32 protein-coding genes are annotated in these 25556 nt (G+C 69.1%); 17 read left to right on the top strand and 15 right to left on the bottom strand.

Annotated features, from left to right (window positions below; genetic code table 11):
* Positions 1–129: 129 nt before the first annotated feature.
* A complete protein-coding gene (locus GGQ61_RS16405; RefSeq protein WP_183775190.1) occupies positions 130–684 on the bottom strand; it encodes a peroxiredoxin in 555 nt (184 codons plus the stop codon).
* A 121-nt stretch (positions 685–805) separates the two neighbouring features.
* On the opposite strand from GGQ61_RS16405, the gene GGQ61_RS16400 reads away from it, so the two are divergent.
* The 3 genes from GGQ61_RS16400 (at position 806) to GGQ61_RS16390 (ending at position 2669) form a co-directional block, all read left to right on the top strand.
* A complete protein-coding gene (locus GGQ61_RS16400) occupies positions 806–1702 on the top strand; it encodes a hydrogen peroxide-inducible genes activator (protein WP_183775188.1) in 897 nt (298 codons plus the stop codon).
* Between the two features lie 86 nt (positions 1703–1788).
* Complete coding sequence (locus GGQ61_RS16395; protein ID WP_183775186.1) at positions 1789–2367, top strand: PadR family transcriptional regulator; 579 nt, start codon at positions 1789–1791, stop codon at positions 2365–2367.
* A 14-nt stretch (positions 2368–2381) separates the two neighbouring features.
* A complete protein-coding gene (locus GGQ61_RS16390) occupies positions 2382–2669 on the top strand; it encodes a DUF2218 domain-containing protein (RefSeq protein WP_221221082.1) in 288 nt (95 codons plus the stop codon).
* Positions 2670–2803: 134 nt separating this feature from the next.
* Here GGQ61_RS16390 and GGQ61_RS16385 read toward each other — a convergent pair whose 3' ends face one another.
* A complete protein-coding gene (locus tag GGQ61_RS16385) occupies positions 2804–4861 on the bottom strand; it encodes a prolyl oligopeptidase family serine peptidase (protein ID WP_183775182.1) in 2058 nt (685 codons plus the stop codon).
* 75 nt (positions 4862–4936) lie between these two features.
* On the opposite strand from GGQ61_RS16385, the gene dapF reads away from it, so the two are divergent.
* Together dapF and mtaB are read left to right on the top strand one after the other, a co-directional pair.
* Entirely contained in the window at positions 4937–5764 is an 828-nt protein-coding gene (gene dapF / locus GGQ61_RS16380; RefSeq protein WP_183775180.1) for a diaminopimelate epimerase, read from the top strand.
* Positions 5765–5796: 32 nt separating this feature from the next.
* Entirely contained in the window at positions 5797–7071 is a 1275-nt protein-coding gene (gene mtaB / locus GGQ61_RS16375; RefSeq protein WP_221221094.1) for a tRNA (N(6)-L-threonylcarbamoyladenosine(37)-C(2))-methylthiotransferase MtaB, read from the top strand.
* A 4-nt stretch (positions 7072–7075) separates the two neighbouring features.
* On the opposite strand, the gene GGQ61_RS16370 is transcribed toward mtaB, so the two are convergent.
* Positions 7076–7699 carry a trimeric intracellular cation channel family protein gene (locus GGQ61_RS16370; RefSeq protein ID WP_183775176.1) on the bottom strand — a complete coding sequence of 208 codons (624 nt, stop codon included), beginning with the start codon at positions 7697–7699 and terminating at the stop codon, positions 7076–7078.
* A gap of 47 nt (positions 7700–7746) precedes the next feature.
* On the opposite strand from GGQ61_RS16370, the gene ftsY reads away from it, so the two are divergent.
* The 3 genes from ftsY to GGQ61_RS16355 all read left to right on the top strand — a co-directional run bounded on the left by ftsY (position 7747) and on the right by GGQ61_RS16355 (position 9975).
* Complete coding sequence (gene ftsY, locus GGQ61_RS16365) at positions 7747–8682, top strand: signal recognition particle-docking protein FtsY (RefSeq protein WP_183775174.1); 936 nt, start codon at positions 7747–7749, stop codon at positions 8680–8682.
* Positions 8679–9287, top strand: a complete 609-nt coding sequence (locus tag GGQ61_RS16360; protein ID WP_183775172.1) for an inner membrane-spanning protein YciB — start codon at positions 8679–8681, stop codon at positions 9285–9287. Before ftsY ends, GGQ61_RS16360 begins: the two co-directional genes overlap by 4 nt.
* 106 nt (positions 9288–9393) lie before the next feature.
* A complete protein-coding gene (locus GGQ61_RS16355; protein ID WP_183775170.1) occupies positions 9394–9975 on the top strand; it encodes a MarR family winged helix-turn-helix transcriptional regulator in 582 nt (193 codons plus the stop codon).
* Positions 9976–9982: 7 nt separating this feature from the next.
* Here GGQ61_RS16355 and GGQ61_RS16350 read toward each other — a convergent pair whose 3' ends face one another.
* The 6 genes from GGQ61_RS16350 to GGQ61_RS16325 all read right to left on the bottom strand — a co-directional run bounded on the left by GGQ61_RS16350 (position 9983) and on the right by GGQ61_RS16325 (position 12808).
* The gene (locus GGQ61_RS16350; RefSeq protein ID WP_183775168.1) at positions 9983–10237 is read right to left on the bottom strand and encodes a hypothetical protein; all 255 of its coding nucleotides are present in this window, start codon (positions 10235–10237) and stop codon (positions 9983–9985) included.
* Between the two features lie 63 nt (positions 10238–10300).
* Complete coding sequence (locus tag GGQ61_RS16345) at positions 10301–10819, bottom strand: DsbE family thiol:disulfide interchange protein (protein WP_183775166.1); 519 nt, start codon at positions 10817–10819, stop codon at positions 10301–10303.
* On the bottom strand, positions 10816–10959 hold the full coding sequence (ccmD, locus tag GGQ61_RS16340) for a heme exporter protein CcmD (RefSeq protein ID WP_183775165.1): 144 nt from the start codon (positions 10957–10959) through the stop codon (positions 10816–10818). The genes GGQ61_RS16345 and ccmD overlap by 4 nt, the downstream gene beginning before the upstream one ends.
* 4 nt (positions 10960–10963) lie before the next feature.
* Positions 10964–11650: a heme ABC transporter permease CcmC gene (ccmC, locus tag GGQ61_RS16335; RefSeq protein ID WP_246370993.1), complete on the bottom strand. Its 687-nt coding sequence runs from the start codon at positions 11648–11650 to the stop codon at positions 10964–10966.
* A 38-nt stretch (positions 11651–11688) separates the two neighbouring features.
* On the bottom strand, positions 11689–12279 hold the full coding sequence (locus tag GGQ61_RS16330) for a hypothetical protein (RefSeq protein ID WP_183775155.1): 591 nt from the start codon (positions 12277–12279) through the stop codon (positions 11689–11691).
* 28 nt (positions 12280–12307) lie between these two features.
* Complete coding sequence (locus GGQ61_RS16325; protein ID WP_183775153.1) at positions 12308–12808, bottom strand: Spy/CpxP family protein refolding chaperone; 501 nt, start codon at positions 12806–12808, stop codon at positions 12308–12310.
* A gap of 171 nt (positions 12809–12979) precedes the next feature.
* On the opposite strand from GGQ61_RS16325, the gene GGQ61_RS16320 reads away from it, so the two are divergent.
* Positions 12980–13435, top strand: a complete 456-nt coding sequence (locus tag GGQ61_RS16320) for a nuclear transport factor 2 family protein (protein ID WP_183775151.1) — start codon at positions 12980–12982, stop codon at positions 13433–13435.
* 1 nt (position 13436) lies between these two features.
* On the opposite strand, the gene ccmB is transcribed toward GGQ61_RS16320, so the two are convergent.
* Both ccmB and ccmA read right to left on the bottom strand, forming a co-directional pair.
* Entirely contained in the window at positions 13437–14102 is a 666-nt protein-coding gene (ccmB, locus tag GGQ61_RS16315) for a heme exporter protein CcmB (protein WP_183775149.1), read from the bottom strand.
* Entirely contained in the window at positions 14099–14710 is a 612-nt protein-coding gene (gene ccmA, locus GGQ61_RS16310; RefSeq protein WP_183775147.1) for a heme ABC exporter ATP-binding protein CcmA, read from the bottom strand. Before ccmA ends, ccmB begins: the two co-directional genes overlap by 4 nt.
* Before the next feature lie 210 nt (positions 14711–14920).
* On the opposite strand from ccmA, the gene acnA reads away from it, so the two are divergent.
* The 3 genes from acnA to GGQ61_RS16295 all read left to right on the top strand — a co-directional run bounded on the left by acnA (position 14921) and on the right by GGQ61_RS16295 (position 19127).
* Complete coding sequence (gene acnA / locus GGQ61_RS16305) at positions 14921–17611, top strand: aconitate hydratase AcnA (protein WP_183775145.1); 2691 nt, start codon at positions 14921–14923, stop codon at positions 17609–17611.
* Positions 17612–17767: 156 nt separating this feature from the next.
* Complete coding sequence (locus tag GGQ61_RS16300) at positions 17768–18457, top strand: DUF1223 domain-containing protein (RefSeq protein ID WP_183775143.1); 690 nt, start codon at positions 17768–17770, stop codon at positions 18455–18457.
* A 337-nt stretch (positions 18458–18794) separates the two neighbouring features.
* Positions 18795–19127 carry a DUF2794 domain-containing protein gene (locus GGQ61_RS16295; RefSeq protein ID WP_183775141.1) on the top strand — a complete coding sequence of 111 codons (333 nt, stop codon included), beginning with the start codon at positions 18795–18797 and terminating at the stop codon, positions 19125–19127.
* Between the two features lie 59 nt (positions 19128–19186).
* On the opposite strand, the gene GGQ61_RS16290 is transcribed toward GGQ61_RS16295, so the two are convergent.
* Complete coding sequence (locus GGQ61_RS16290) at positions 19187–19936, bottom strand: Bax inhibitor-1/YccA family protein (protein ID WP_183775139.1); 750 nt, start codon at positions 19934–19936, stop codon at positions 19187–19189.
* A gap of 127 nt (positions 19937–20063) precedes the next feature.
* On the opposite strand from GGQ61_RS16290, the gene thpR reads away from it, so the two are divergent.
* Positions 20064–20600, top strand: coding sequence for an RNA 2',3'-cyclic phosphodiesterase (gene thpR / locus GGQ61_RS16285; protein WP_183775137.1), 537 nt, complete (start codon positions 20064–20066; stop codon positions 20598–20600).
* A gap of 1 nt (position 20601) precedes the next feature.
* Here the strand turns inward: thpR and GGQ61_RS16280 are convergent, their stop codons facing one another.
* Positions 20602–20985: a DUF2237 family protein gene (locus GGQ61_RS16280; RefSeq protein WP_183775135.1), complete on the bottom strand. Its 384-nt coding sequence runs from the start codon at positions 20983–20985 to the stop codon at positions 20602–20604.
* 58 nt (positions 20986–21043) lie between these two features.
* Here GGQ61_RS16280 and GGQ61_RS16275 point away from each other — a divergent pair, with 58 nt between their 5' ends.
* Both GGQ61_RS16275 and GGQ61_RS16270 read left to right on the top strand, forming a co-directional pair.
* Complete coding sequence (locus tag GGQ61_RS16275; RefSeq protein ID WP_281372710.1) at positions 21044–21892, top strand: HpcH/HpaI aldolase/citrate lyase family protein; 849 nt, start codon at positions 21044–21046, stop codon at positions 21890–21892.
* A 41-nt stretch (positions 21893–21933) separates the two neighbouring features.
* The gene (locus GGQ61_RS16270; RefSeq protein WP_183775133.1) at positions 21934–22626 is read left to right on the top strand and encodes a hypothetical protein; all 693 of its coding nucleotides are present in this window, start codon (positions 21934–21936) and stop codon (positions 22624–22626) included.
* On the opposite strand, the gene GGQ61_RS16265 is transcribed toward GGQ61_RS16270, so the two are convergent.
* Positions 22623–23033 carry an HIT domain-containing protein gene (locus GGQ61_RS16265; protein ID WP_183775131.1) on the bottom strand — a complete coding sequence of 137 codons (411 nt, stop codon included), beginning with the start codon at positions 23031–23033 and terminating at the stop codon, positions 22623–22625. The genes GGQ61_RS16270 and GGQ61_RS16265 overlap by 4 nt on opposite strands.
* Before the next feature lie 110 nt (positions 23034–23143).
* Between GGQ61_RS16265 and GGQ61_RS16260 the strand changes: the two genes are divergently transcribed.
* Positions 23144–24133: a malate dehydrogenase gene (locus GGQ61_RS16260; RefSeq protein WP_183775129.1), complete on the top strand. Its 990-nt coding sequence runs from the start codon at positions 23144–23146 to the stop codon at positions 24131–24133.
* Between the two features lie 63 nt (positions 24134–24196).
* Here GGQ61_RS16260 and GGQ61_RS16255 read toward each other — a convergent pair whose 3' ends face one another.
* On the bottom strand, positions 24197–24928 hold the full coding sequence (locus GGQ61_RS16255) for a lysozyme inhibitor LprI family protein (RefSeq protein WP_183775127.1): 732 nt from the start codon (positions 24926–24928) through the stop codon (positions 24197–24199).
* A gap of 78 nt (positions 24929–25006) precedes the next feature.
* On the opposite strand from GGQ61_RS16255, the gene GGQ61_RS16250 reads away from it, so the two are divergent.
* A complete protein-coding gene (locus tag GGQ61_RS16250; protein ID WP_183775125.1) occupies positions 25007–25543 on the top strand; it encodes a GNAT family N-acetyltransferase in 537 nt (178 codons plus the stop codon).
* Positions 25544–25556: the final 13 nt, after the last annotated feature.

Here is a 25556-nt window from a genome sequence, read left to right as displayed (position 1 = left end):
TCCGCCAGTCTCGGCGACGCTTACGCCAGGATAAAGGGCAAAGAGGCGTCCGGGCCGCGCGGGGAGGAGCGGCGGCCCGGACTAGGCGGCGTGCGGACGGGTCGTGACCCGTCCGTTTGCTGAAGGCCTTTAGGCCGCCAGGGTCTCGCCGCCGACCGCGCGGTTGCACGGGCAGAGTTCGTCGGTTTGCAGCGCGTCGAGGACGCGCAGGGTGTCGGCCGGAGCGCGGCCCACGTTCAGGTTGGTCACATAGACGTGCTGCACGACGTTGTGCGGGTCGACCACGAAGGTGGCGCGCAGGGCGACGCCCTCGTCTTCGTTCAGGACGCCGAGGGCGCGGGCGAACTTGCCGCTGTTGTCGGCGAAGTTCCAGATGGCCAGGCTGTTGAGGTCCGGGTGCTCACGGCGCCAGCCGAGCTTGGAGTGCTCGTTGTCGGTCGAGCCGCCCAGGACGACGGTGTCGCGCTCTTCGAACTGCGGGTTCAGGCGCGCGAACTCGGCGATTTCGGTCGGGCAAACGAAGGTGAAGTCCTTCGGGTAGAAGAAGATGACCTTCCACTTGCCGGGGAACGATTCGTTGGTGAGGGTCTCGAAGGCGCTTTCGCCGTTTTCTTCGTGACGGTTGAACTTCGGCTTCACGCCGACGACTTTGAATTCCGGAAGCTTTTCACCAACGCCGAGCATCGATCTCTCCAAATGATTTGAACTGGTCGGCCGAAGCCGTGGCGTTGAGATAGTGCTGCAGCGCACAAAAGGCCAATCGATAGTTTCTGGCTTTCGGATAGAAATTTCCTATCTTGGGCCTATGAACCTCCCGACCCTGCGACAGCTCCAGTACCTCAAGCTCTTGGCCGAGCACGGCTCGTTCGGCCGCGCCGCCGAGGCGGCCCACGTCACCCAGCCCACGCTCTCAGCCGGGGTGCAGGAGCTGGAGAAGATTCTCGGCGGCCCGGTCGTCGATCGGGCGCGCTCGGGGGTGATCCTGACCGCGATCGGCGAGGTGGCGCTGGGGAAGGCCACGACCATCCTCAACGAAGCCGAGGAGCTGGTGCAGTCGGCCCGCAACGCCGGCCAGCCGCTGACCGGCCGCTTCCGGCTTGGCGTCATCCCGACCGTCGCCCCGTTCCTGTTGCCGCGGGCGCTGCCGCTGTTGCGCGCCCGTTTCCCGAAACTGCGCCTCTATCTGCGCGAGGATCTGACCCATCGGCTGATCGCGCTTCTGAAGGCTGGCCAGCTGGACGCCGCGCTGATCGCCTTGCCCTACGACATGAGCGGCCTGGCCCACGCCCACGTCTCCGACGACGAGCTGCTGGCGGCGCTGCCTCGCACGCACCCGCTGGCCCGCGAGGCGGCGGCCCCGCCCTCGGCCCTGGAGAGCGACGACCTGATCCTGCTGGAGGACGGCCACTGCCTGCGCGACCACGCCCTGGCCGCCTGCGGGCTGCGCCCGCCGCGGGCGACGGGCGAGGAGGAGGCTTTCGCGGCGACCTCGCTGCCGACCCTGGTTCAGATGGTCGGCTCGGGCCTGGGGGTCACCTTCCTGCCTGCGATGGCGGTGGCGGCCGGCCTGACCGAGGCGGCGGACGTGGCGGTGATGCCGCTCGAGGCCGACCATCCGAGCCGCGAGATCGTCGTCGCCTGGCGGTCCGGCTCCAGCCGCGCCGCCGAGGGCCGACTGCTGGCCGAGACCCTCCGCACCTGACGATCTAAAAACATCTTAGATATATCTTGAACCTCGATCCAACTTCGATATATCTGCAATTGAGACATATCTAAATAGGATCGAAAATGCACCGACATCATCATTGGAAAGCTCATCGCGAGCATCGGGGCCGCGGGCCCTTCGGCGGCGGCGGTTTCGGCCGAGGCGGCGAACACTGGGGCGGCCGCGGCCGCGGCGGACCGCGCATCGGCCGGCTGCTGGAGCACGGCGACCTGCGCTTCGTCATCCTGGCGCTTCTCAAGGACAAGCCGAGCCACGGCTACGAACTGATCCGCGCGCTTGAGGAGCGCACCGGCGGGTCCTATCGGCCGAGCCCCGGCGTGATCTATCCGACCCTGAGCCTGCTGGAAGACGAGGGCTTCGCCCGACCCACCGGCGCCGAGGGCGGCCGCAAGGCCTTCGAGATCACCGAGACCGGCCTGGAGGCGCTGGAGCGGAACAAGCCGGCGGTGGACGCCGTTTTCGCTCGGCTGGACGAAGCGGCTGAATCCTCGCCGCGCTCTTCGCCCCGCGTGGCCCGGGCCATGCAGAACCTGGCCATGGCCCTGCGGGTCAAGCTCGCGGGCGAAAAGCCGACCGACGCCCAGGTGGACGCGATTGTCGCGGCCATCGACGACGCCGTCGCCAAGATCGAGAAGGCCTGAACATGGAGGCCGTCATGAAATCGAGCGCCACCGTCCCGACCGCCCACGCCGGCCGCTACATGGTGCAGCTCTGCAAGCACTTCGGCCACAAGGTCCCGGCCGAATGGAACGACCACGAGGGCAAGATCACCTTCGAGATGGGCGAGGCCGCGCTGCGGGCCGCCCCCGAAACCCTGATGATGGTGGCCCGCGCGGGCGACCCTGACAGCCTGGCCCTGCTTGAGAAGGTGATGGACAGCCACCTCAAGCGCTTCGCCTTCCGCGAGCCCGACATGGCCGTGGAATGGCGGCGCGGGGCGTGACCCCAGCTGTCATCCCGGTTTCGGCGCAGCCGAAGACCGCGACCCATTTGCGCCGGACGGCGCCGAGCACGCACCGAGAGATCCGGTGTTCATGGGTCCCGGTCTTGCTTCGCAAACCGGGATGACGCCTGGTCCTAATCCATCAGCTTCTGGGCCAGGTACACGTAGTGCCGGGCCCAGCGCTTGGCGTTCATCTCCGGGTCGGCGTCGTTCGAGTGCCCGCCGAAGGTGTTCTCGAAATAGAGGTAGGGGTAGCCGAGAGCCTCAAGCTTAGCGGCGAACTTGCGGGCGTGGCCGGGGTGCACCCGGTCGTCGCGCGTGTTCGTGGTGACGTAGGGCTCGGGGTACTTCTGGCCGGCCATCAGGTTCAGGTAGCCGTCGTACTTGGCGATGAAGGCGTGGTCTTCGGCGACGTCCGGGTTCCCGTACTCGCCGACCCACGAGGCCCCGGCCGAGAGCTTGTGGTAGCGCAGCATGTCGACCAGCGGGCTCTCGACGACGACGGCGTTCCAGAGCTCGGGATGCTGGGTCAGCGAGACGGTGGTCAGCACCCCGCCGTTCGATCGGCCGTAGATGCCCAGGCGGCGTGGCGAGGTGATCTTGCGCGCTTCCAGGTCGCGGGCGACTGCGGCGAAGTCGTCGAAGGCCAGCTGGCGCTTGTCGCGCAGCACCGACTGGTGCCAGGCGGGACCGAACTCGCCGCCGCCGCGGATGTTGGCGATCACATAGGCGCCGCCGCGCTCCAGCCAGATCTTGCCCAACTCCGGGATATAGATCGGCGGCTTGGCGACCTCGAACCCGCCGTAACCGTACATGATGGTCGGGATCGATCCGTCCAGCTTGGCTGCCTTCGGGCGGACCACGAAGTAGGGGATCTTGGTCCCGTCGGACGAGGTCGCCCAGAACTGGTCGACCTGGTCCTTGCCGGCGTCGAAGCGGGCCGGCAGCGACTTGAGCTTCTGCGCCTTGCCAGTCGCGCCGTCGGCCAGCCACAGGCTCGACGGGGTCAGGAAGCCCTCGGCCCCGACGAACAGCTGGTCGTCCTTGCCCGAGGTGGAGATGATCGACAGCGTCTCGCCCTTGGGCAGGGCCAGGCGCCGTGCGGTCCATTTGCCGGCCGTCAGGTCGTAGACGTCGACCGCGCCCTTGACGTCCTCCAGCAGCTCGACCGCCAGCAGGCCCTTGGTGTTGGTGACCGACTGGATCGCCTGGCGCGGGCCGGGCTGGAAGACCAGCGCCGGCCCCGCGGCCAGGTCCTTGGGGTCGTAGGCGATCAGCGCCCCGGTTCCGAAGCCGTTCCAGGCGTCCTGCAGGGTGAAGATCATCCGCCCGTCGACATAGGCCTGGAACTGGGCCTTCTTCGGCAGGGCGACCGGGGTCAGGCGGCCGTCGGAATAGAGCGAGTAGTCGGACTCGAAAAAGGTCAGGCCGCGCTGGATCAGCACCCCGTCGGTCTTGCCGCCCTCGCCGCGCAGCACGCTGGCGTTGGCCCAGACGTCGGACTCTTCACCGCGGAAGATCTCGGTGGCTTCGCCGGTGCGCTTGAGGATTTTGACCACGTTGGCGTAGCCCGAGGCGGTGACCTCGCCGGGCGTCCATTCACGCCAGGCGACCAGGGTGTCGCGGTCGATCCACTCGGCGCCCTGCTTGCCCTCGGGCGAGCGGAAGCCGCCTTCGACGAAGGTCTTGGTCGCGGTGTCGAACTCGCGCAATTCCACCGCGTCGCCGCCGCCGTTCGACAGCCGCACCAGGCAAAGCGTCTCGTCCGGCTTCAGGCAGGTCGCGCCCTTCCAGAACCAGTTGCGGCCCTCGTCCTTGGCCAGCCTATCGACGTCCAGCACCACGTCCCAGGTCGGCGCGGCGCTGCGATAGGAGGCGAGGGTCGTGTGGCGCCAGACGCCGTGGGTGTTGGTCGCGTCCTGCCAGAAGTTGTCGACCCCGCCGGCCCGGAAGTCGGGCTTCGGGATGCGGTCGGTGGCGGTGAAGATCGCGCGGCCCTCGCCAAGGAAGGTCGGGTAGCGGGCATCGCCCTCCAGCCGGGCCAGGGTCTTGGCGTTCTGGGCCTCGACCCAGGCCATGGCGCGGGGGCTGTCGATATCTTCGAGCCAGATGAACGGGTCGGCGGCTTGTGCAATGGCGGCGACCGGGGCGGCGATGAGAGCGCCAAAAAGCGCTGCTGTAACAAGCTTCATGGCCGTTACGCTTAGCGGGGCAGGCTGGGCTTGTCGCGTGCAAGGTGATCGCAGCTCGCCTATATAGCCCCGGCCATGAGCCGTCCGTTCCTGAAGATGAACGGGCTCGGCAACGACTTCGTCGTGGTCGAGGCCCGCACCGCCCCCTTCGCGCCCACTGCGGCGGAGGTGCGCGCGATCGCCGATCGAAAGTCCGGCGTCGGCTGCGATCAGCTGGTTTCTATAGAGCCGTCGGCGAAAGCTGACGCTCGCGTGCGATTCTGGAACGCCGACGGCGACGAGGTCGGGGCCTGCGGCAACGCCAGCCGCTGCGTCGGCTGGCTGCTGATGGAGGCTTCCGGCGCCGACCAGGCGGTGATCGAGACCCAGGGCGGTCTGCTGACGGCCACCCGCGCCGGCGACAAGATCGTCAGCGTCGACATGGGCGAGCCGGGCCTCGACTGGCGGCAGATCCCGCTGGACGAAGAGATGGACACCCGCGGCATAGAGCTGCAGGTCGGCCCGATCGACGATCCGATCCTGCACACGCCGGGCTGCGTCTCGATGGGCAATCCGCACGTGGTGTTCTTCGTGCCGGACGTGGAGACCGCGCCCGTGGTGCAGGTCGGTCCGATGATCGAGCATCACCGGCTGTTCCCGGAGGGGGTCAATGTCGGCTTCGCCCAGATCGTCGCGCGCGACCGCATCCGGCTGAAGGTCTGGGAACGCGGCGCGGGCCTGACCAAGGCCTGCGGCACCGGCGCCTGCGCGGCGCTGGTCGCCTCGTTCCGCCGCGGGCTGGTCGACCGCAAGGCGACTTTGGTGCTGGACGGCGGCGAGCTGGTCATCGAGTGGCGCGAGAGCGACGGCCATGTGATCATGACCGGGCCGGCCCAGGTCGATTTCACCGGAACCTTGCCGTGAGCCACGACCACGACGCCCTCGAAGACTTCGAGCTGACGCCGCGCACGGCGCGCGCCGAGCCCGGCGGCGTCGACATCGTCACCTTCGGCTGCCGCCTGAACGCCTATGAGAGCGAGGTCATCCGCGCGCGTGCGGCCGAGGACGGGCTGGAGAACGCCATCGTCTTCAACACCTGCGCGGTGACCAATGAGGCCGTCCGCCAGGCGCGCCAGGCGATCCGCAAGGCCCGGCGCGAGAACCCGGAGGCCAAGCTGATCGTCACCGGCTGCGCGGCGCAGATCGATCCGGCCGCCTTCGCGGCCATGGCCGAGGTCGACCTGGTGCTCGGCAACGCCGAGAAGTCGCAGGCCGGCGCCTATGCCGACCAGGTCCCCGAGGGCAAGGTCCGCGTCAACGACATCATGAGCGTGCGCGAGACCGCCGGTCACCTGATCGACGGCTTGAAGGATCGCGCCCGCGCCTATGTCGAGGTGCAGAACGGCTGCGACCACCGCTGCACCTTCTGCATCATCCCGTACGGCCGCGGAAACTCGCGCTCGGCGCCGGCTGGCGAGGTGGTCGAACAGGTCCGCAAGCTGGCCGCCCAGGGTTACCAGGAAGTGGTGCTGACCGGGGTCGACGTGACCAGCTGGGGCGCCGACCTGCCGGGCCAGCCGACCCTCGGCCAACTGGTCGCGCGGATCCTGAAGCTGGTCCCGGACCTGCCGCGGCTGCGGCTGTCGTCGATCGATGCGGCTGAGATCGATCCGGACCTGATGCGGGTGCTGGCCGAGGACCGCCGGCTGATGCCCTACCTGCACCTGTCGCTGCAGGCCGGCGACGACATGATCCTTAAGCGCATGAAGCGCCGTCACAATCGCACCGACGCCCTGAAGTTGGTCGCCGACGTGCGCGCCGTGCGCCCCGACGTCGCCTTCGGCGCCGACCTGATCGCCGGCTTCCCGACCGAGACCGACGAGATGTTCGAGAATACGCTGCGCCTCGTCGAGGAGGCGGGGCTCTCGTTCCTGCACGTCTTCCCGTTCAGCCCGCGGCCGGGCACCCCGGCGGCGCGGATGCCGCAGCTCCAGCGCCCGGTGATCAAGGCGCGCGCCGCACGCCTGCGCGCGGCCGGCGAAGCGGCTCTGCTGCGTCACCTGGATCGTCAGGTTGGCCGCACCCTGCTGGGGCTGGTGGAGCGGCCGGGCGTGGCGCGGGCCGAGGACTTCACCGAGATCGCCTTCGAGGGCGAGGTGAGCGTCGGATCGGTGGCGGCGCTGGCCGTCCACGGCCACGACGGCGGCAAGGCGCTGGCGCGGATTTCCTAGGTCGTCAGGACGTTCCGCGCCCCGGGAAGGCCGGCAGCGTCCAGCCGTAGCGGATCGCGCCGGCCCGCACCGCGAACGCCGCGGCGAAGCCGAGCAGCCCGGTCCAGACGTCGCGCAGGCCTAGCGTATCCAGCACCACATAGACCGCGGCGCCGATCAGGGCGCAGGTGACGTAGATCTCGCGACGCAGCAGCACCGAGGGCTCACCCGCCAGCACGTCGCGGATGACGCCTCCGAAGCACGCGGTCAGCACGCCCATCACCAGGGCCGAGAACGGCGGCGCGCCCAGCGACAGCGCCTTGGCCGCGCCGATCACGCTGTAGGCGGCCATGCCCAGGGCGTCGAACCACAGCAGCACTTTCATCCGCGCGCTGCCGGTGCCGAAGATCCAGACCGCTCCCGCCGCGGCGAGACAAACGATCAAATAGTCCGGGCGACCGACCCAGAATACCGGGGCGTCCAGCAGGAGGTCGCGCAAGGTCCCGCCTCCGACCCCGGTGACCGCCGCGAAGAAGGCGAAGGTGACGATGTCATGCTTGCGCTGTGCCGCCGCCAGCGCCCCGGTGGCGCCGAACACGGCGACGGCGGCGTAGTCGAACCAGGCGAAGGCTGTGGCGAGCGCGTCCATGGCTTCATCCTCTATCGCGCAACCCTTTGACGAGCTAGAAGCGGCCCATGACCGAACCGAAGAAGGGCTGGTTCCAACGTCTGACCGCCGGGCTGTCGCGCTCGTCGAAACAGATGACGGAACAGGTGGTCTCCACCTTCACCAAGCAGCCGCTGGACCAAGCCAAGCTCGACGAGCTGGAAGAGATGCTGATCGAGGCCGATCTCGGCCCGCACTCGGCTGCGCGCATCACCCAGCGCTTTTCCGACGAGAAGTTCGGCAAGAGCGTCGACGAGCGTGAGATCAAGGAGGCCCTGGCCGAAGCCATCGGCGCCGAGCTGGAAAGCCGTGAGGGCGAGTTCGCGCCGCTGACTGGGCCGCGCCCCTACGTGGTGATGTTCATCGGGGTCAACGGCTCGGGCAAGACCACCACCCTGGGCAAGATCGCCGCCGACCTGACCTCTCGCGGGGCCAAGGTGCTGGTCGTCGCCGGCGACACCTTCCGCGCCGCCGCGGTCGAGCAGCTGAAGGTCTGGGCCGAGCGGGCCGGCGCCGATTTCATGTCGCGGCCCACCGGCTCGGACGCCGCGGGTCTGGCCTTCGACGCGGTCGAGCGGGCCAAGGCCGATGGCTACGACGTCGTACTGATCGACACCGCGGGTCGTCTGCAGAACAAGCAGGGCCTGATGGACGAGCTCCTGAAGGTCATCCGCGTGGTCAAGAAGGTCGAGCCGGACGCGCCCCACGAAACCCTGCTGGTGCTGGACGCCACGGTGGGCCGCAACGCGCTGGCCCAGGAGAACATCTTCGGCAACCAGATCGGGGTGTCGGGAATCGTCATGACCAAGCTGGACGGCACCGCCCGCGGCGGCGTGCTGGTGCCGGTGGCCCAGGCGTCCGACAGCCCCATCAAGCTTATCGGCGTGGGCGAGGGGATCGACGATCTCCAGCCGTTCAAGGCGCGCGCCTTCGCCCGCACCCTGGTCGGACTCGACGAGGCATGAAGCTCTCCCCCAGCGCACGCAAATGGGTCCGCGGCGTCGTCGACTACGGCGGCTTGGTCGCGTTCCTGATCGGCTTCTTCCTGAACCGCGGCGGCGGCATGACCTCGCAGGAGGCGCTGGTCCAGGCGACCTGGTGGCTGGTCGGCGGATCGCTCCTGGGCCTGGTCGTTGGGTTCGTGTTCGAAAAGCGCATCGCGCCGTTCCCGCTGATCGCCGGCGGCGCGGCCCTGGTGTTCGGCGGCTTGACCCTGTTCTTCCACGACGTCCGCTTCGTGAAGCTGAAGCCGACGGTGATGAACACCCTGTTTGGCGTGGCGCTGCTGGGCGGGCTGGTCCTGCGCAAGAACCCGCTGAAGCTGCTGCTGGGCGACGCGGTGAAGATGCCGGACGTCGGCTGGCGCAAGCTGACCCTCAACTACGGCCTGTTCTTTCTGGCGCTGGCGGCGCTGAACGAGTTCGTCTGGCGCACCCAGCCCGACGACGTCTGGGTCGTATTCCGCTTCCCGGGCCTGCTGATCCTCACGGTGCTGTTCGGCTTCGCCCAGGTGCCGCTGATGATGAAGTACGCCAAGACCGACGAGCCGCCGCCGCCCCACGTCGAATAGCCTCCGGAGGCCCCTGGCGCCGGCGCCGTCCACTGACCATGTGTCGTCAAATCGACACCGTACGCCGCTAGCGTCCAGGCGTGTCGACAGGCGGGGGTGGAACCGGATGGCCAAGTCGAAGTCCCAGGACAAGAAGAAGGGCCTGCCGGCCCTTGAGAAGTCGCCCAGTCATCTGCTGCATAGGGCCTTGCAGCTGGCCCTCGACATTTATGCGGACGAGCAGGGCGAGGGCGGCGTCACTCAGCGGCAATATGCGGTGCTGGCCGCGGTCGAGGCCTATGAGGGCCTGACCCAGACCGATCTGGTGCGGACCACCGGCATCGATCGCTCGACCCTGGCCGACATGGTCGCGCGGATGATCGTCAAGGGCCTGCTGGAGCGCCAGCGCTCGACCGCCGACGCCCGCGCCAACGCCGTCAGCCTGACCGAAGCCGGACGCCTGGCCCTCGCCGCGGCCAAGCCGAAGATGGCGGCGGCGGATGCGCGGCTGCTGCGCCTGCTGTCGACCGCCAAGCGCGAGGCGCTGACGACGGGATTGCGCGAGCTGATCCGGGCGGCCGACGAGGCGGCCGCCGCGCCGGTGCCGATCGCTGCGCCAGCCAAGAAGCCCAAGGCGGACAAGGCTGAGAAGCCGAAGAAGGCCAAGGCCGGCAAGCCGAAGAAAAAGAAGCTCAAGAAAGCGGCCTAGCCGCGTTTCAGACCCGAATGTCGAGGATCGAACCCGGGCGCAGGATTTTCTGCGGCGGGTCGGCCGGCAATGAGGCGGGCATGCGGTGAACCGGCCCGGCCGGGGCCTGCGGCTGAGTCTGGACCTGAGCCTGCGTCGGGGCGGCGGCCGGGCGGCCCATCGCCGCGGCGAAGAACGCCTGCTGGGCGCTGTTGCGCGCGGGCGCCGTCGGCTGGGCCTGCGGCTGTGGCGTCGGGAAGATCGGCGGGCGGATCGTGCTCACGGGCGGCGCAACTATGGTTAACGGAACCTTGGCGAGGTTTCGTTGCGCCGCCTCAAGGATTGGTTAACGCGGCGCCTTGGCCAGCAACTCGCGCGCCTTTTCCAGGGTCAGCGGCCCGGTGTGCTTGGCCAGGATCGTCCCGCCGGGGCCGACCAGATAGGTCTCGGGCACGCCGGTGACGCCGAGGTCGATGCCCGCCCGGCCGTCACGGTCCACCAGGCGCTCGGAATAGGGGTCGCCGAGCCGGCCGATGAAGGCCTTGGTGTTCTCCGGCGCGTCCTTGTAGGCGACGCCGACGATGCGCACCCCCTGTTTCTTGAGGTCGACCAGAACCGGGTGCTCGATCTCGCAGGGGGCGCACCACGAGGCGAAGATGTTGACCAGCACCGGGGCCGGCTGGGCGGCGTCGTGCAGGCGGATAGGCCGGCCGGTGTCGAGTGTCGGCAGGGTCAGGTCCGGCAGGGGCTTGCCGACCAGGGCGTCGGGTTGGACCTGGGGATCGCGCTTGAGGGAATAGAGGCCGAACAGCAGGCCCAGCGCCAGCAGCGCGGCCAGCGGCAGGAAGGCGAGGGTCCGGTTCACTGGCCGTCCCGCTCGGCGCGGCGGCGCCAGATACGCGACTGGCGCAAAGTGAAGACGATCATTCCGATGAAGACGAGGGCGGTCAGGCCGTAGGCCGGCCAAACGAAGATCGCGTACTTGCCGGCGTCGAGGTCGAGCATCGGATTATCCTCTCGCCGCGCGCAGGGCGGCGGCCTCGGCCCGCCGACGCCAGACCTGGGCGCGGATGCCGACCAGCCACAGCGAGCCGAAAGCCGACATGTAGGCCAGACCCATCAGCAGCAGCGGCCACAGATAGTCGTTGGTCATGGCCGGTCCGTCGGCGCGGAACACCGAAGCGCCCTGGTGCAGGGTGTTCCACCAGTCGACCGAGAACTTGATCACCGGCAGGTTCACCGCCCCGACCAGGGCCAGGATCGCGCAGGCGCGGGCGGCCTTCGTCTCGTCGTCCAGCGAGGCGCGCAGGGCCATATAGGCCAGGTAGACCAGGAAAAGCACCAGCACCGAGGTCATGCGCGCGTCCCATTGCCACCAGGTGCCCCACATGGGACGGCCCCAGAGCGAGCCGGTGAACAGCGCCATGAAGGTGAAGGCCGCGCCCAGCGGGGCTGCGGCGCGGGCGGCCGCGTCGGCCAAAGCGTGGCGGAAGACCAGGGCCAGGAAGCTCGCTGTCGCCAGGCAGGCGTAGACGAACATGCTCATCCACGAGGCTGGCACGTGGATGAACATCAGCCGGACCGTGTCGCCCTGCTGGTAGTCTTCGGGCGCGGTGAAGCCCAGCCACAGGCCGGCCAGCGCCAGGACGACGGCGATGGCGCCGAACATCGGGGCGGCCCAGCGGGAAAAGGCCATGAACCGCTCGGGATTCGACAAAAAGGCCGGCGCCGGGATCATGCCTGCGGCTTAGCGTCGGGCGACCCAGGCTGCAAGCGGCGCGTGCGCAATGCCTGGCCGCGGGGCGAGAGCCGGTAGCCGACCGCGAGGCTCTCGGTCAGGCCCAGCGCCTTCAACTTGCGCACGTCGGTCTTGAAGGCGACGGTCTCGCGGCCCAGCCGAGCGGCGAGGTCTGGGGCGCGCACCCCGGGATGGGCGGCGATCAGGTCGAGCACCGTCGCGGTCCAGGGGCCGCGGGCGTCGAGCCGGGCCAGCCGCGCTTCGATCTCGCCCAGCGCCGCGTCCGAGACGTCGAGCCGCAGGGCCCGGCGCGGGTCCTCGCCGATCAGGCGGAAGGCGATGCGGTGGATGGGGGCTTCGCCCTCCAGGGCGGCCACCGCCTGGGCGGCTGACGCATAGCCGGCGCGGACCGCGTCGGCGTCGCTGATCGTCTCGGCTGCGACGATCATGATCTCGTCTATGGCCAGCACCCCGACCGGCGTGGTCAGGGTCCCGCCGGCCTTGACGGTCGGCTTGCGCCACCGACGGAAGGCCAGGTCGACCTTGCCTTCCGCGATGGCCGCCAGGACGGGCGCCTTGAACAGCATCGCCCGTCCCTTTTAGCATGGGAACGGGCTAGCCGCGCTGCGGTCCGTGGCCCCCGCGGCCGCCAGGGCCCTTGCCCTTGCCGGGGCCGCGGGGCGCCAGCGTATCGAACGCCTTCTGCTGGGCGGGGCTCAGTTGGGCGTAGAACTTCTTGGTCGCCGCCGCGCGCTGGTCGAAGCGGGCGAGGCGCTCGGTCATCCGCGCTCGTTGGGCGTCGAGCCGCTGCGGCGTAGACATCTGGGCCATGGCGGCGCGGTCGCCGCGCGCCGGGCGGGCGGCCGGCTTGCTGGCGTCGAGGAAGGCTTTCAGCGCCGGTTCCTGGTCCGGCCGCAGCTGCAGCGCAGCGCGCAGATGCTCGGCGCGGCGCGCGGCCATCGCCTCCGGGTCCGGACGACGCCATTCGCCGCGGCCATCGCGCGGCTGGCCGGCCGCGGCGGCGGGCGGCGGTTGCTGTGCGACGCTGGCGCTGGCCATCAGGCCGGTCAGCAGGACGCCGCCGAGCGCGACAGGCGCGAGTTTCTTGAAGGTCATGGGTCAAATGCTCCGATTGCCGCCCCTCTGACCCTTCAACGGCGCGGTTGGTGAAGTCCGTCGCCGTTTCGGAGCTTTTCGTCGACAATGCTGCAAGCGGTTCAACTGGATCGATTACACGTCGCGTGGCTTTCGGGGGCTCGGCCCCAGCGCAACACGGAGAAGGAACTCATGCGCAAGCTTTTTGCGGGCCTGGCGGCGACCTGCGTTCTGGCCGGCGGTCCGGCCCTGGCGGCGGACCTGGACGAGGTCGCGGTGCGGAAGATCGAGGCGACCGCCTACGATTATGTCGACGGCCAACTGGAAGGCGACGCGGACCGTGTTGCGCGTTCGCTGCATCCCGATCTCGCCAAGCGCGCGGTGAAGCCGACGCCGGACGAGGCGCTGGGCCTGCGCCGAATGAGCAAGGAGGAGCTCGTCGACCTGACCCGCCGCGGCGTTCTCAAGACCCCGCGCGAGCAATGGAGCCGCTTGGTCAAGGTGCTCGACATCGCCGGCGACGTCGCCGTCGCCCGGGTCGAGACGCCCTGGTTCGTCGACTACTTCCACCTTGGCCGGTTCGGCGACCGCTGGGTGATCGTGAACGCCATGTGGCAGCCCAAGCCGCAGCCGGCGGTGACCGACTAGATCAGCTCAGCGCGTTGCGGCAGGCAGCTGCCATGGCGATCGGGCCCAGCGCCACGGCGGCGGCTGCATAGGCCGCCAGCAGGGCGAACCCCGCCTTCCACGGCAGCCCGCCGGCGTAGGCGTCCAGCGCTCCGCCGCCGAAGATCACGGGCGGCACGAACAGCGGCAGCACGATCACCGCGGTCAGCAGGCCGCCGCGCCGCGCGCCCAGGCTCAACGCCGCGCCGATGCCGCCGACGAAGGCGAAGGCCAGCCCGCCCATCAGCGCGCAGGCGAAGATCAACGGCGCCAGATGCGGCTTGGCCCCCAGCGCGATGGCCGCCACAGGGGCGGCGAAGGCCAGCGGCGCGGCGGTGGCCAGCCACTGACCCAGGCACTTGATCGCGCAGGCGATCTCCAGCGGCACCGACGACAGCGTCAGCAGGTCCAGCGCCCCGTCCTCGTAGTCGCGCTCGAACAGACGGTCGAGCGAGAGCAGGGCGGCGAGCGCGAGGGCCACCCAGGCTGCGCCCGGCGCGACCGCCGCCAGCCGCGCGGGCTCGGGCCCCGTGGCCAGCGGCAGCAGGGTGGCGACGCCGCCGTAGAAGGCCAGTGAGACCATCGGGCCGCCGCCGCGGCCCCAGGCCAGGGCTGCTTCGCGCGAGAGCAAGGCCGTGGCGCGGCTCATGGCGCGGTCTCCCCGATCTCAACGCTGAGCGCCGTGATCGGCAGCGGATCGTGCACCGCCGCGACGATCAGCCCGCCGCCGGCCAGATGCTCGCCCATGATCTCGCCGAAGCGCGCGCGCCAGTCGGCGTCGAGCGGGCTGAGCGGTTCGTCGAGCAGCCAAAGCGCGCGCGGCGCGGCCAGCAGCCGGGCCAGCGACAGCCGCCGCCGTTGTCCGGCCGACAGCCGCCGCACCTCCAGGTCCAGCAGCCGGGTCAGCTCCAGCCGCGCCGCCGCTTCGCGCGCCGCCGATTCGCTCGCCCCGTTCCAGCGCGCCCAGAAGGCGAGCTCTTCCCAGGCGGTTCGGGCGGGCTTCTGGCCGTCCTGGTGGCCGGCCAGGTGGACGTGCTCGGCGCGGGCGTCGACGGGGTCCAGCGATCCGAAGCGGATGACGCCGGCGTCCAGCGGCACCAGCCCGGCGATCGCCCGCAGCAGGCTGGTCTTGCCGGCGCCGTTGCGACCGACCAGCGCAGCCGCGGAACCGGCTGGCAATTCGACGCTAAGGCCCGAAAACAAAAGCCTTCCGCCGCGCTGGAGCGCCAGATTTTCGATCACCAGCGCCTCGATCACGCGCCGGCTCCTTGCGGGTGGTTCTCAGGTAGCGAGGAAATGCCCCGCCCTGCATGGACGGTTAGGAAATCAGGGTCTATGACGCGCGCGGCCGTCGCCACCTTGGGGGGCGTACGCGGCGCTGGGACGAACGCTGTGTGTCCGCCCCGAAAAGCGCGCGATCCCCGAAGTGGTCCAAGAGCGGCCGAGAACAGAGGAAGGATCCCTGATATGGCGTCTAACGACAGCCTGAAGACCCGCCGCGAACTGGTCGTCGGCGACAAGACCTACGTCTACTACAGCCTTCGCGCCGCAGAGGAAGCCGGTCTTTCGAACGTCGCGCGTCTGCCCGTCTCGATGAAGGTCCTTCTCGAGAACCTGCTGCGCAATGAAGACGGCGCCACCGTCGGCGCCGATGACCTCAAGGCCCTGGCCGCCTGGATCGACAACAAGGGCGCCGTCGAGCACGAGATCAGCTTCCGCCCGGCCCGCGTCCTGATGCAGGACTTCACCGGCGTTCCGGCCGTCGTCGACCTGGCCGCCATGCGCGACGCCATGACCCAACTCGGCGCCGATCCCGAGAAGATCAACCCGCTGAACCCGGTCGATCTGGTCATCGACCACTCGGTCATGGTCGACCACTTCGGCACCGCCAAGGCCTTCGGCGAGAACGTCGAGCGCGAGTATGAGCGCAACATCGAGCGTTACCGCTTCCTGCGCTGGGGTTCGTCGGCCTTCAACAACTTCCGCGTCGTGCCGCCCGGCACCGGCATCTGCCACCAGGTGAACCTCGAGTACCTGGCCCAGACCGTGTGGCTGAACGAAGAGGACGGCGCCTCGGTCGCCTATCCGGACACCGTCGTCGGCACCGACTCGCACACCACCATGATCAACGGCCTGGCCGTTCTGGGCTGGGGCGTCGGCGGCATCGAGGCGGAGGCGGCCATGCTGGGCCAGCCGATCCCGATGCTGATCCCGGAAGTCATCGGTTTCAAGCTGACCGGCAACCTGCCGGACGGCGCGACCGCCACCGACCTGGTGCTGACCGTCACCCAGATGCTCCGAAAGAAGGGCGTGGTCGGCAAGTTCGTCGAATTCTTCGGCCCGGGCCTGGCCAACCTGACCCTGGAAGACCAGGCGACGATCGCCAACATGGCTCCGGAGTACGGCGCCACCTGCGGCTTCTTCCCGGTCACCAAGGCGACTATCGACTACCTGCGCGCCACCGGCCGTGACGCCGCGCGCGCCGATCTGGTGGAAGCCTACGCCAAGGAACAGGGCATGTGGGTCGAGGCCGGCGATCCGGACCCGGTCTTCACTGACACCCTCGAGCTGGACCTGGGCGCGGTGCTGCCCTCGCTGGCCGGCCCGAAGCGCCCGCAGGACCGCGTGCTGCTGTCGGACGCCGCCTCCGAGTTCAAGGCCGCCCTGGCCAAGGACTTCGGCAAGTCGGGTGAAGAGCCCCGCGTGCCGGTGGCCGGCGAGAAGTTCGACGTCGGCAACGGCGACGTGGTGATCGCCGCCATCACTTCCTGCACCAACACCTCGAACCCCTCGGTGCTGATCGCCGCCGGCCTGGTCGCCAAGAAGGCGGTCGAAAAGGGCCTGAAGGTGAAGCCGTGGGTGAAGACCTCGCTGGCCCCCGGCTCGCAGGTCGTGACCGACTACCTGAAGGCCGCCGGCCTGACGAAGTCGCTCGACGCGCTCGGCTTCAACCTGGTCGGCTACGGCTGCACCACCTGCATCGGCAATTCCGGCCCGCTGCCGGAAGCCATCTCGGAAGCCATCAACGCCAACGACCTGGTCGCCTGCTCGGTGCTCTCGGGCAACCGCAACTTCGAAGGCCGCGTGAACCAGGACGTCCGCGCAAACTACCTGGCCTCGCCGCCGCTGGTCGTCGCCTACGCCCTGGCCGGCAACATGAACATCGACCTGGCCACCGAGTCGCTCGGCGAAGGCAAGGACGGCAATCCGGTGTTCCTGAAGGACATCTGGCCGACCTCGGAAGAGATCGCCACGCTCCAGCGTAAGCACGTCACCCAGAAGATGTTCGCGACCCGCTACGCCGACGTGTTCAAGGGCGACAAGAACTGGCAGGGCATCAAGGTGTCCGGCGGCCAGACCTACGCCTGGGACATGGGTTCGACCTATGTGCAGAACCCGCCGTACTTCCAGGACATGAAGATGGAGCCGTCGCCGGTCACCGACATCGTCGAGGCCCGCATTCTCGGCGTGTTCGGCGACTCGATCACCACCGACCACATCAGCCCGGCCGGTTCGATCAAGGCGACCTCGCCGGCCGGCGTCTATCTGCGTGAACGCCAAGTGCCCGCCACGGAGTTCAACTCCTACGGCGCGCGCCGCGGCAACCACGAGATCATGATGCGCGGCACCTTCGCCAACATCCGGATCCGCAACAAGATCACCCCGGAAATCGAAGGCGGCGTGACCAAGCACTTCCCGTCGGGCGACGTGATGTCGATCTACGACGCGGCCATGCGCTACCAGTCCGAAGGCCGTTCGGCGGTCGTCTTCGCCGGCAAGGAATACGGCACCGGCTCGTCGCGCGACTGGGCGGCCAAGGGCACCAAGCTGCTGGGCGTCCGCGCGGTCATCGCCGAAAGCTTCGAGCGCATCCACCGCTCGAACCTGGTCGGCATGGGCGTGCTGCCGCTGCAGTTCACCCAGGACGGCTGGCAGAAGCTGGGCCTGACCGGCGAGGAGATCGTGACCATTCGCGGCCTCACCGAGCTGGCTCCGCGCAAGCAGCTGACCGTCGAGATGTACCGTCCGTCGGACGGCCGCATCGCCCGCTTCCCGGTCCGCTGCCGCATCGATACCCCGACCGAGCTTGAGTACTTCAAGAACGGCGGCGTGCTGAACTACGTGCTGCGCAACCTGGCCGGCGGTTCGGCGGCCTAAAGTCTTGGTTTGCCTCTCTCACGCAGAGGGGTAGATCATCGCGTTCGAGGGGGTCTGCCGCCCGTGCAGGCCCCCTCTTTCGTTTCCGCGACGCTGCAAGCTGGTCACGCCTTGTTGAAATCCAAAGCTCAGGGAAGTCCGCTTAATTGCGGCACGATGCGTAAGGCCGCGCTTTTCAGCCTCTTGCTCTGCGCCACCCCTGTCGCCGCGGCCGCCAAGCCGCCGGTGGTCGTCGAGCTGTTCACCGCCCAGGGGTGCGCCTCCTGTGGCGAGGCGAACGCCAATCTGGCCAAGATGGCGCAGCGCGAGGGCGTGCTCGCCCTGACCTTCCCGGTCGATTACTGGGATTATCTCGGCTGGTCCGACACCTTCGCCAAACCCGAGTTCACCGCCCGTCAGAAGGCCTATGTGGCCCGCCTGGAACTGCGTGAGCCCTATACGCCGCAGGTGGTCGTCGACGGCCGCTCCCAGGCCGGGGGCCTGCAGAACGAAAAGGTCGAGCGCCTGATCTCCCAGGCGGCCAAGGGGCCGCACGATCCGCCGGACATGGCCTTCATCGGCGCGCGTCGGGTCGACGTCGGCTCGGGCAAGGTCCCGCGCGGCGGGGCCGAGGTCTGGCTGGTGCGCTACGATCCGCGGGAACAGGATGTGGTCGTCCGTAAGGGCGACAACCGCGGTCAGACCGTCGTCCACCGCAACGTGGTGCGCGAGATCAAGCGCCTGGGTCCCTGGCGCGGCCGCCCGACCGCTTACCGGCTGCCGGCGGCCGAGGACGGCCTGGCGAGCGCCGTGCTGGTCCAGGGCGTCGACGGCGGCCGCATCATCGCCGTCGCCCTCAAGGACTGATTTTCAGGAATCCAGACGCAAACAAGCCCGCGCGGGAGGGGGGGAGGATCCGCGCGGGCTCGCATTGGGGTGGTGCTCAATGAAGAAGCGTCGGCTGACCGAAGCCCACGATCCAGGGGGGCTGGGGGGGCTGTTCAGGATCCGGGACCAGCAGGTCTCCGATCAACCGACCATGTCACTATCGAAGGCGGATCAGGCGCGCGAACGACCGAAATAAGGTCTTTCCGTGGCGCAACATTACGGTTGTTTTAGATTGGCGGGGGGCGTGTCAGCCGCGCAACGACCGCCGCCCACTGAGCATTTGTCGGCGGCCGGAAATTGGGGCACGCTCTACGCAATGGCGCTTGATCCGCAACAGCAGCCTCGGACCGTCCAGGTCTTTTTTGAGCGACGCGAGCTCGACCGCCTTCTCGCCCTCTATGGACGCATGGTCGCCGCCGGCGAATGGCGCGACTACGGCATCGGCGCATTGGCCGACGCCTGCGTGTTCTCGGTGTTCCGGCGGACCTCGGAGGCTCCGCTCTATCGCATCGAGAAACGGCCGGCCTTGGCCCGCCGCCAGGGCGCCTGGGCCGTCATCGGCCAGGGCGGCATGGTCCTGCGCCGCGGCCACGAGCTGGAGCAGGTGCTGCGGTTCTTCGACAAGGGCCGCTTCAAGGTCGTCGACTAGCCAAACAAAAACCCCGGCGGTTTCCCGCCGGGGTTCGAAGCTCTGGTCCTTGTCAGCGCTTAGCGGCGGTCGCCGAAGATGCTGAGCAGGAATTGGAACAGGTTGATGAAGTTCAGATACAGGCTGAGCGCGCCGTAGTTGGTGGCCACGGCCTGGGCCGTGTGGTCGCCGCCCATCTCGTAGTAGCTCATCTTCAGGCGCTGGGTGTCGTAGGCGATCAGGCCCGCGAAGATCAGCACGCCGGCGACGCTGATGATGAAGGCCATCATGCTGTTCGCCAGGAAGATGTTGACGATGCTGGCGATCACCAGGCCGACCAGGCCGATGATCAGGAAGCTGCCAAAACCGGTCAGGTCCTTCTTCGTCGTGTAGCCGAACAGCGACAGGCCGCCGAAGGCCGCCGCGGTGATCAGGAACGTCGAGAAGATCGAGGCGCCCGTATAGACGAAGGTCAGTACGCCCAGACCCGCGCCGATCAGGGCGACGATGGTCCAGTAGTAGATGCCCGACGAACGCGGCGTGACGTTCTTCATGGCGAAGGCGCCGAAGAGGATCACGGCCAGCGGCGCGAAGGCCACGATCATGCCGAGCAGGGTGTACCCGACCTTGCCGGTCGGCGAGACGCTGAACATCAGGTCGCGAACCGGCGGGAACGAACCAGTCACAAACGCCAGAGCGGCGGAGAGCAGGAGACCCAACGCTACCTTATTGTAGACGCCGAGCATGAAGCTGCGCAGACCCGCGTCCACCGACATGTCGGCGCGATCTGCGGGGATCGAGCGCGCGTAGCCGCGGTTATAGTCGCTCATAGGGATGTTGGCCCTTCTAGGAAGCGCCCCTAGCGGACGCCACTCAAATATCGTGGTCCAATGGCCTCCATGCAAGGCTGGGTCGATTACGATTGCGTCAGAACGTCAGCACCTTAGGTAGGTGACCATGATCCGCCTGTTCGCCGCGCTCGCCATTCCCGAGGACATCGCGCAGGACCTGGTCGTCCGGCAGGACCGTTTGCCGGGCGCGCGCTGGCGGCCGGCTGAGGCGTTCCACATCACCTTGCGGTTCGTTGGCGACGTGGCCGAGAACGTCGCCGCCGACCTTGATGCAGAGCTTACCACTGTGGGTAGCGGGCCGATCGAATTGTCCCTCCAGGGCGTGGGGGCTTTCGGCGAGGGGGCCGACATCCACGCGGTCTGGGCCGGCGTCGAGGAGAACGAGGCCCTGCGCCACTTGGCCCGATCCTGCGAGGTCGCCGCCCGCCGAGCGGGGTTGAAACCCGACACCCGCACCTACAAGCCGCACGTCACCCTGGCCTATCTGCGCCGGCCCAATCCGGCCGATGTCGCCAAGTGGATCCAGGAGAACAATCTGCTGCGGACCGAGCCCTTCAGGGTCACCAGCTTCGGCCTCTATTCCAGCTGGCAGTCGGACCAGGGATCCTGGTATCGCGCCGAGCGGGAGTATCCGCTGTTCTGAGCTAGGCCTCGACGGCGTGGTCCTTGAGCACGCCGAGCGGCACGATGGCCAGGGTCTCCTCGTGGGTCGCCTGCAGCACCACCTGCGGCGCGGCGCCGGCGTCCAGAGCCTCTTTCCAGCGCGGGGCGCACAGGCACCAGCGGTCCCCGGGTTTCAGCCCCGCAAAGCCGTACTCGGGCATGGGCGTCGACAGGTCGTTGCCGACCATCTTCGAATAGGCGAGGAACTCGGCCGTCATCACCGCACAGACCGTGTGCAGGCCCAGGTCGTGCGGCCCGGTCTCGCAGCAGCCGTTGCGGAAGAACCCGGTCACGGGGTCGAGCGAGCAGGCGAGCAGTTCGCCCCCCAACACGTTTCTGGCGCCGGCGTCGTAGCGGGTGGTCATGTCGCCATCCTAACCCTTATGACTGGGCCTTCGCTATCCCGCCTGGAGCCCGCCGACCTTGAACGTCGCCCGCCCGCGCCGCAGCGCCCTCTACATGCCCGCCGCCAACGCCCGGGCGATCGAAAAGGCGCGCGGGCTGCCCTGCGACGTGGTCATACTCGACCTCGAGGATGCGGTCGCGCCGGACGCCAAGGAAGTCGCCCGCGAACAGGCGGCGGCCGCGGTCCGCGCGGGCGGTTTCGGCCGCCGCGAGGTGGTGATCCGGGTCAACGGCCTCGACACCCCCTGGGGGCTTGAGGACCTGGCCGCCGCCATCGACGCGCGGCCGGATGCGATTCTGATTCCCAAGGTGTCGAGCGCGCACGACGTGCGGGCCTACGGCGCGGCCGAGGCCGGCGGGGTGCCGCTGTGGGCCATGGTCGAGACCTGCGCTTCGCTTTTCGCCCTGGACGACATCGCCGGGGCCGAGGGGTTGGCCGCCCTGGTCGTCGGGACCAACGACCTGGCCAAGGAAATGCGCTGCCGGCTGACCGTCGGGCGCGCAGCCCTGGCCGGCCCGCTTTCGCTGATCGTCGCCGCCGGTCGGGCGCACGGCCTGGCGGTCCTGGACGGCGTGTTCAACGAGATCGAGGACGACGCCGGCCTGGCGGCGCAGTGCGGACAGGGACTGGAGTTCGGTTTCGACGGCAAGACCCTGATCCACCCGCGCCAGATCGAGCCCGCAAACGCCGCATTCAGCCCGTCCGCCGAAGAGGTCGCATGGTCGCGGGTGGTGGTCGCAGCCTTCGATTCGCCGGAAAACGCCGCTAAGGGTGTTCTTAAAGTCGAGGGGCGCATGGTTGAGCGGTTGCACTTGGCCCAGGCGCGGCGGGTGATCGCCGTGGCCGAGGCCATCGCCGCGGCGTGAGGCGTGATTTGAATCATTTTCTGAGGTCTGCGATCGGGCTCGTGGCCCTGACCGCCGCGTCGGCGGCCCAGGCGCAGGACGTCGTCGATCCGATCGGCTCCATCCTGGACCAGATCGACGAGGAGACCGCCGAAACGCTCGGCGCGCCGCCTGCCCCGACTCCCGCCCCGACCCCGGCGACGACCGCCGCGCCCACCTATCCTTATGCGCCGGCGCCGCCTGCGCCGCCTCCGATCGAGCGGCCCGCGGCCGTCAGTATGCCCCCGGCCTATGCGCCGCCGCCGCCAGCCCCGCGCCGGCCGTTGCTCAGCGGCCCGGTCACGATCGACGAGTACGACAAGACGCCGGAGGGGCCGCTCAACGCCGTCGAGCGCAGCTACGAGAGCCGGCTGCGCTCGTCCTTCGCGTCAGCCCAGGGGATGCAGGGTCCGATGGACGGCGCCTGGGTGCTACGAGCGCGCTCGGGCGAGACGCTCTATTCATTCCTGCTGGTCGACAAGGGCGGCGGGACCCTGGAAGGAGCCTGGCGCGATCCGCGTCGGCGCGGCACGCCAGAGGGGTCGGGCTTCCTGGTCGACATCCAGCGCATTGGTACGCAGGTCACCGCCAGCTTCTATCCGCGGCCCGGCGGCGGGATCGCGACCCTGATGCTCAATCCCGGCCCCGGCGGCGAGTGGTCGGGCGACCTGCTCGAAGGCCGCGACCGCACCGCCGTCACCTTGCGCCGCAACTAGGCCAAGCCCAGCGCCGCTTTCGCCGCCGTCGCCACGCGGGCCAGATCGTCCTGGCCATAGGGCTCGGCTGGGCTATGGCCCCAGACCGGGCCGGGCCAAGCCGGATCGCCGACCCGGCGGCCGATCACATGCACGTGCAACTGCGGGGTGAGGTTGCCCAGCGCCCCGACGTTCAGCTTGTCGACGACGAAGCCCAGCGCCCGCACGGCGCGGCCGGCGGCGAGGATCTCGTCTGTCAGGATCGCCAGGTCCTCGCGGGACAGGTCCTCCAGCTCGCGCAAGGCGGCGCGGCGGGGAATCAGCACGATCCAGGGATAGCGTCCGTCGTCCTGCAGGCGGGCGTGGCTGAGGGCGAGGTCGCCGAGGGCGTGGGAGGTGGCGACGAAGGCCGGATCGATCTCGAACATGACCGCCGCTAGGTAGCCCTCAAGCCGCACCGAGTCACTTGCGCTTGCCGCAAAGCCCTTGCGGGTCTAGAGCCCGTGCGAATTTCGCACTGCAAACACGGGACAGTTCCATGACCACGAAGAAGCCGATCCGCGTCGCTGTCACCGGCGCCGCCGGCAATATCGGTTACGCCCTCCTCTTCCGCATCGCCTCTGGCGAGATGCTGGGCAAGGACCAGCCGGTCATCCTGCAACTGCTCGAAATCCCGACCGAAGGCGCCCAGAAGGCCCTGAAGGGCGTGGCCATGGAACTGGAAGACTGCGCCTTCCCGCTGCTCGCCGACATGGTGCTGACCGACGACGCCAACGTCGCCTTCAAGGACGCCAACTGGAACCTGCTCGTCGGCTCCAAGCCTCGCGGTCCGGGCATGGAGCGCGCCGACCTGCTGAAGGACAACGGCAAGATCTTCATCGCCCAGGGCAAGGCCATCGACGCCGTCGCCGCTGACGACGCCCGCGTCGCCGTGGTCGGCAACCCCTGCAACACCAACGTGATGATCGCCGCCGCCCAGGCCAAGCGTCTGACCGCCGACCGCTTCACCGCCATGGTGCGCCTGGACGAGAACCGCGGCCGCGCCCAGCTGGCCAAGAAGGCCGGCGTCTCGATCAACGACGTCAGCGACCTCTTCATCTACGGCAACCACTCGCCGACCATGTTCGCCGACTTCACTCACGCCAAGATCGGCGGCAAGCCGGCCGCCGAGGTCATCGGCGACGAAGCCTGGCTGAAGAACGACTACCTGCCGGCCGTCGGCAAGCGCGGCGCGGCGATCATCGAGGCCCGCGGCCTGTCCTCGGCCGCCTCGGCGGCCAACGCCCTGATCGACCACGTTCGCGACCTGACCACGGTCGGCGCGGTCCACTCGGTCGCCGTCAACAGCGAAGGCCGCTACGGCTTCGCCGAAGGCGTCTGGGCCGGCATGCCGGTGAAGACCACCGCCACCGGCTACGAAGTGATCACATCTTACGAGATGGACGACTTCGCCAAGTCGAAGATCGCCCTGACCAACGACGAACTGGTCGGCGAGCGCGACACCGTGAAGGACCTGCTGGCCTCCTAAACCAGACGACCCGAACCATCGAAGGGCCGGCCCGCATCGCGGCGCCGGCCTTTTTCGTGCTCGCTATCTGCCGCCGAGGCGAGCGCGGCCGGCGGCGATCGCCTCCAGTTCGCCGATGCGGCGGTCATAGGCGGCGGCGACCGCGCGCGGCGAGCGCAACGCCGCCTCCTCGCGGTAGGCCAGCCAGTCGTCCTGGTCCTCGCGCAGCGCCTCGATCGGTGCGCCCGAACGCTCGGCCCGGCGATAGGCGCGGGCCATGTGGCGATCTGCGGCGGCCAGCACCGCGTCGGTGCAGACCATCTCCTCGGCCAGCGATGCGGCGTTGCGGCAGTCGAAGCTCGGTCGCTCGCCCCAGGTCGGGTCCGGAGCTATCGGCGCCTGAGGCGCCGACGCAGCCTGCGGCGCGCGCGGCGCGGCGGGGGCAGGGCGCGGGATCGGCGCCGGCGCCGGCTCGACCGGCAGCGGAGCGACTCCGGGCGGCGGCGCTTCGACCATGTCCGGCGGCAGGGTTTCCAACGGTGGGGCGGGCGGCGGCGGCGCGGCTGGGGGCAACTCGGCCATGACGATGTCCATCTGCCGCTCGGGCTGCGCGGCCGGCTTGGCGACCGGCGCCATCGGCGTGCGGGCGGCCAGGTCGGTGATCAGTTGCGGCCGCGCGGCCAGGCCCAGCCCGATCCCCAGCGCTCCGGCCAGCGCCACGCCGGCCAGAAGCGCCTTGCCGCCGATCCTGCGGCGTGGCGGAGGCGGCGGGTTGCGCGGCTCCAGGGTCAGGGGCGGTTCGCCATCCAGGGTCATGGCCCCACCCTACGGCGCGGTGCTGAACGCCGGCTGAACCGCTGGCGCGGCCGCCCGAACCGGTGAAAAGTCGTCGCCATGAGCCTCGGACCGACCCTCGAAACCGCCCGCCTGCTCCTGCGCCCGACCTCGGGGGAGGACTTCGAGCCCTGGGCCGCCTTTTCCGCAGACGAGGAGGCCTCGCGGTTCCTCGGCGGACCGCAGCCGCGGGAGGCGGCTTGGCGGATGATGTGCACCATGGCCGGGTCCTGGGTGGTGCGCGGCTTCGGCATGTTCTCGGTTATCGAGAAGGAGAGCGGCCGATGGGTCGGCAGGCTCGGCCCCTGGCAGCCCGAGGGTTGGCCCGGAACTGAAGTCGGCTGGGGCGTGGCGCGCGAGTTCTGGGGGCGGGGCTATGCGACCGAGGGCGCGACCGCGGCGATCGACTGGGCCTTTGACCATCTGGGCTGGACCGAGGTCATCCACTGCATCGACCCCGGCAACGTCAATTCGCAGGCCGTCGCCCGTCGGCTCGGCTCCTCGCTGCTGCGTCACGCGATGCTGCCGCCTCCGATCAGCGAGAGCGTCGATGTGTGGGGTCAGAGCCGCGAACAGTGGCGTTCGCACTGCAACTAGTCGTTTGGTTCAA

The organism is Phenylobacterium haematophilum (assembly GCF_014196295.1).
GTDB classification, from domain to species: Bacteria; Pseudomonadota; Alphaproteobacteria; order Caulobacterales; family Caulobacteraceae; genus Phenylobacterium; species Phenylobacterium haematophilum.
The sequence above is the reverse complement of the archived record's forward strand: the minus strand, read 5'-3'. Positions and strand labels throughout refer to the sequence as shown.

What these genes read in the sequence shown, in the direction of transcription:
- ccmD (WP_183775165.1), bottom strand. Translation starts at nt 10,959, where the DNA reads ATGCTCGACCTCGACGCCGGCAAGTACGCGATCTTCGTTTGGCCGGCC.
- GGQ61_RS16390 (WP_221221082.1), top strand. Translation starts at nt 2,382, where the DNA reads ATGAAATCGAGCGCCACCGTCCCGACCGCCCACGCCGGCCGCTACATG.
- GGQ61_RS16370 (WP_183775176.1), bottom strand. Translation starts at nt 7,699, where the DNA reads ATGGACGCGCTCGCCACAGCCTTCGCCTGGTTCGACTACGCCGCCGTC.
- GGQ61_RS16280 (WP_183775135.1), bottom strand. Translation starts at nt 20,985, where the DNA reads ATGACCACCCGCTACGACGCCGGCGCCAGAAACGTGTTGGGGGGCGAA.
- GGQ61_RS16400 (WP_183775188.1), top strand. Translation starts at nt 806, where the DNA reads ATGAACCTCCCGACCCTGCGACAGCTCCAGTACCTCAAGCTCTTGGCC.
- GGQ61_RS16325 (WP_183775153.1), bottom strand. Translation starts at nt 12,808, where the DNA reads ATGACCTTCAAGAAACTCGCGCCTGTCGCGCTCGGCGGCGTCCTGCTG.
- GGQ61_RS16360 (WP_183775172.1), top strand. Translation starts at nt 8,679, where the DNA reads ATGAAGCTCTCCCCCAGCGCACGCAAATGGGTCCGCGGCGTCGTCGAC.
- ccmB (WP_183775149.1), bottom strand. Translation starts at nt 14,102, where the DNA reads ATGAGCCGCGCCACGGCCTTGCTCTCGCGCGAAGCAGCCCTGGCCTGG.
- GGQ61_RS16265 (WP_183775131.1), bottom strand. Translation starts at nt 23,033, where the DNA reads ATGTTCGAGATCGATCCGGCCTTCGTCGCCACCTCCCACGCCCTCGGC.
- acnA (WP_183775145.1), top strand. Translation starts at nt 14,921, where the DNA reads ATGGCGTCTAACGACAGCCTGAAGACCCGCCGCGAACTGGTCGTCGGC.
- GGQ61_RS16295 (WP_183775141.1), top strand. Translation starts at nt 18,795, where the DNA reads ATGGCGCTTGATCCGCAACAGCAGCCTCGGACCGTCCAGGTCTTTTTT.
- GGQ61_RS16250 (WP_183775125.1), top strand. Translation starts at nt 25,007, where the DNA reads ATGAGCCTCGGACCGACCCTCGAAACCGCCCGCCTGCTCCTGCGCCCG.
- GGQ61_RS16290 (WP_183775139.1), bottom strand. Translation starts at nt 19,936, where the DNA reads ATGAGCGACTATAACCGCGGCTACGCGCGCTCGATCCCCGCAGATCGC.
- GGQ61_RS16385 (WP_183775182.1), bottom strand. Translation starts at nt 4,861, where the DNA reads ATGAAGCTTGTTACAGCAGCGCTTTTTGGCGCTCTCATCGCCGCCCCG.
- GGQ61_RS16330 (WP_183775155.1), bottom strand. Translation starts at nt 12,279, where the DNA reads ATGCTGTTCAAGGCGCCCGTCCTGGCGGCCATCGCGGAAGGCAAGGTC.
- GGQ61_RS16300 (WP_183775143.1), top strand. Translation starts at nt 17,768, where the DNA reads ATGCGTAAGGCCGCGCTTTTCAGCCTCTTGCTCTGCGCCACCCCTGTC.
- GGQ61_RS16395 (WP_183775186.1), top strand. Translation starts at nt 1,789, where the DNA reads ATGCACCGACATCATCATTGGAAAGCTCATCGCGAGCATCGGGGCCGC.
- GGQ61_RS16260 (WP_183775129.1), top strand. Translation starts at nt 23,144, where the DNA reads ATGACCACGAAGAAGCCGATCCGCGTCGCTGTCACCGGCGCCGCCGGC.
- GGQ61_RS16255 (WP_183775127.1), bottom strand. Translation starts at nt 24,928, where the DNA reads ATGACCCTGGATGGCGAACCGCCCCTGACCCTGGAGCCGCGCAACCCG.
- GGQ61_RS16320 (WP_183775151.1), top strand. Translation starts at nt 12,980, where the DNA reads ATGCGCAAGCTTTTTGCGGGCCTGGCGGCGACCTGCGTTCTGGCCGGC.
- ftsY (WP_183775174.1), top strand. Translation starts at nt 7,747, where the DNA reads ATGACCGAACCGAAGAAGGGCTGGTTCCAACGTCTGACCGCCGGGCTG.
- ccmC (WP_246370993.1), bottom strand. Translation starts at nt 11,650, where the DNA reads ATGGCCTTTTCCCGCTGGGCCGCCCCGATGTTCGGCGCCATCGCCGTC.
- GGQ61_RS16405 (WP_183775190.1), bottom strand. Translation starts at nt 684, where the DNA reads ATGCTCGGCGTTGGTGAAAAGCTTCCGGAATTCAAAGTCGTCGGCGTG.
- GGQ61_RS16355 (WP_183775170.1), top strand. Translation starts at nt 9,394, where the DNA reads ATGGCCAAGTCGAAGTCCCAGGACAAGAAGAAGGGCCTGCCGGCCCTT.
- dapF (WP_183775180.1), top strand. Translation starts at nt 4,937, where the DNA reads ATGAGCCGTCCGTTCCTGAAGATGAACGGGCTCGGCAACGACTTCGTC.
- thpR (WP_183775137.1), top strand. Translation starts at nt 20,064, where the DNA reads ATGATCCGCCTGTTCGCCGCGCTCGCCATTCCCGAGGACATCGCGCAG.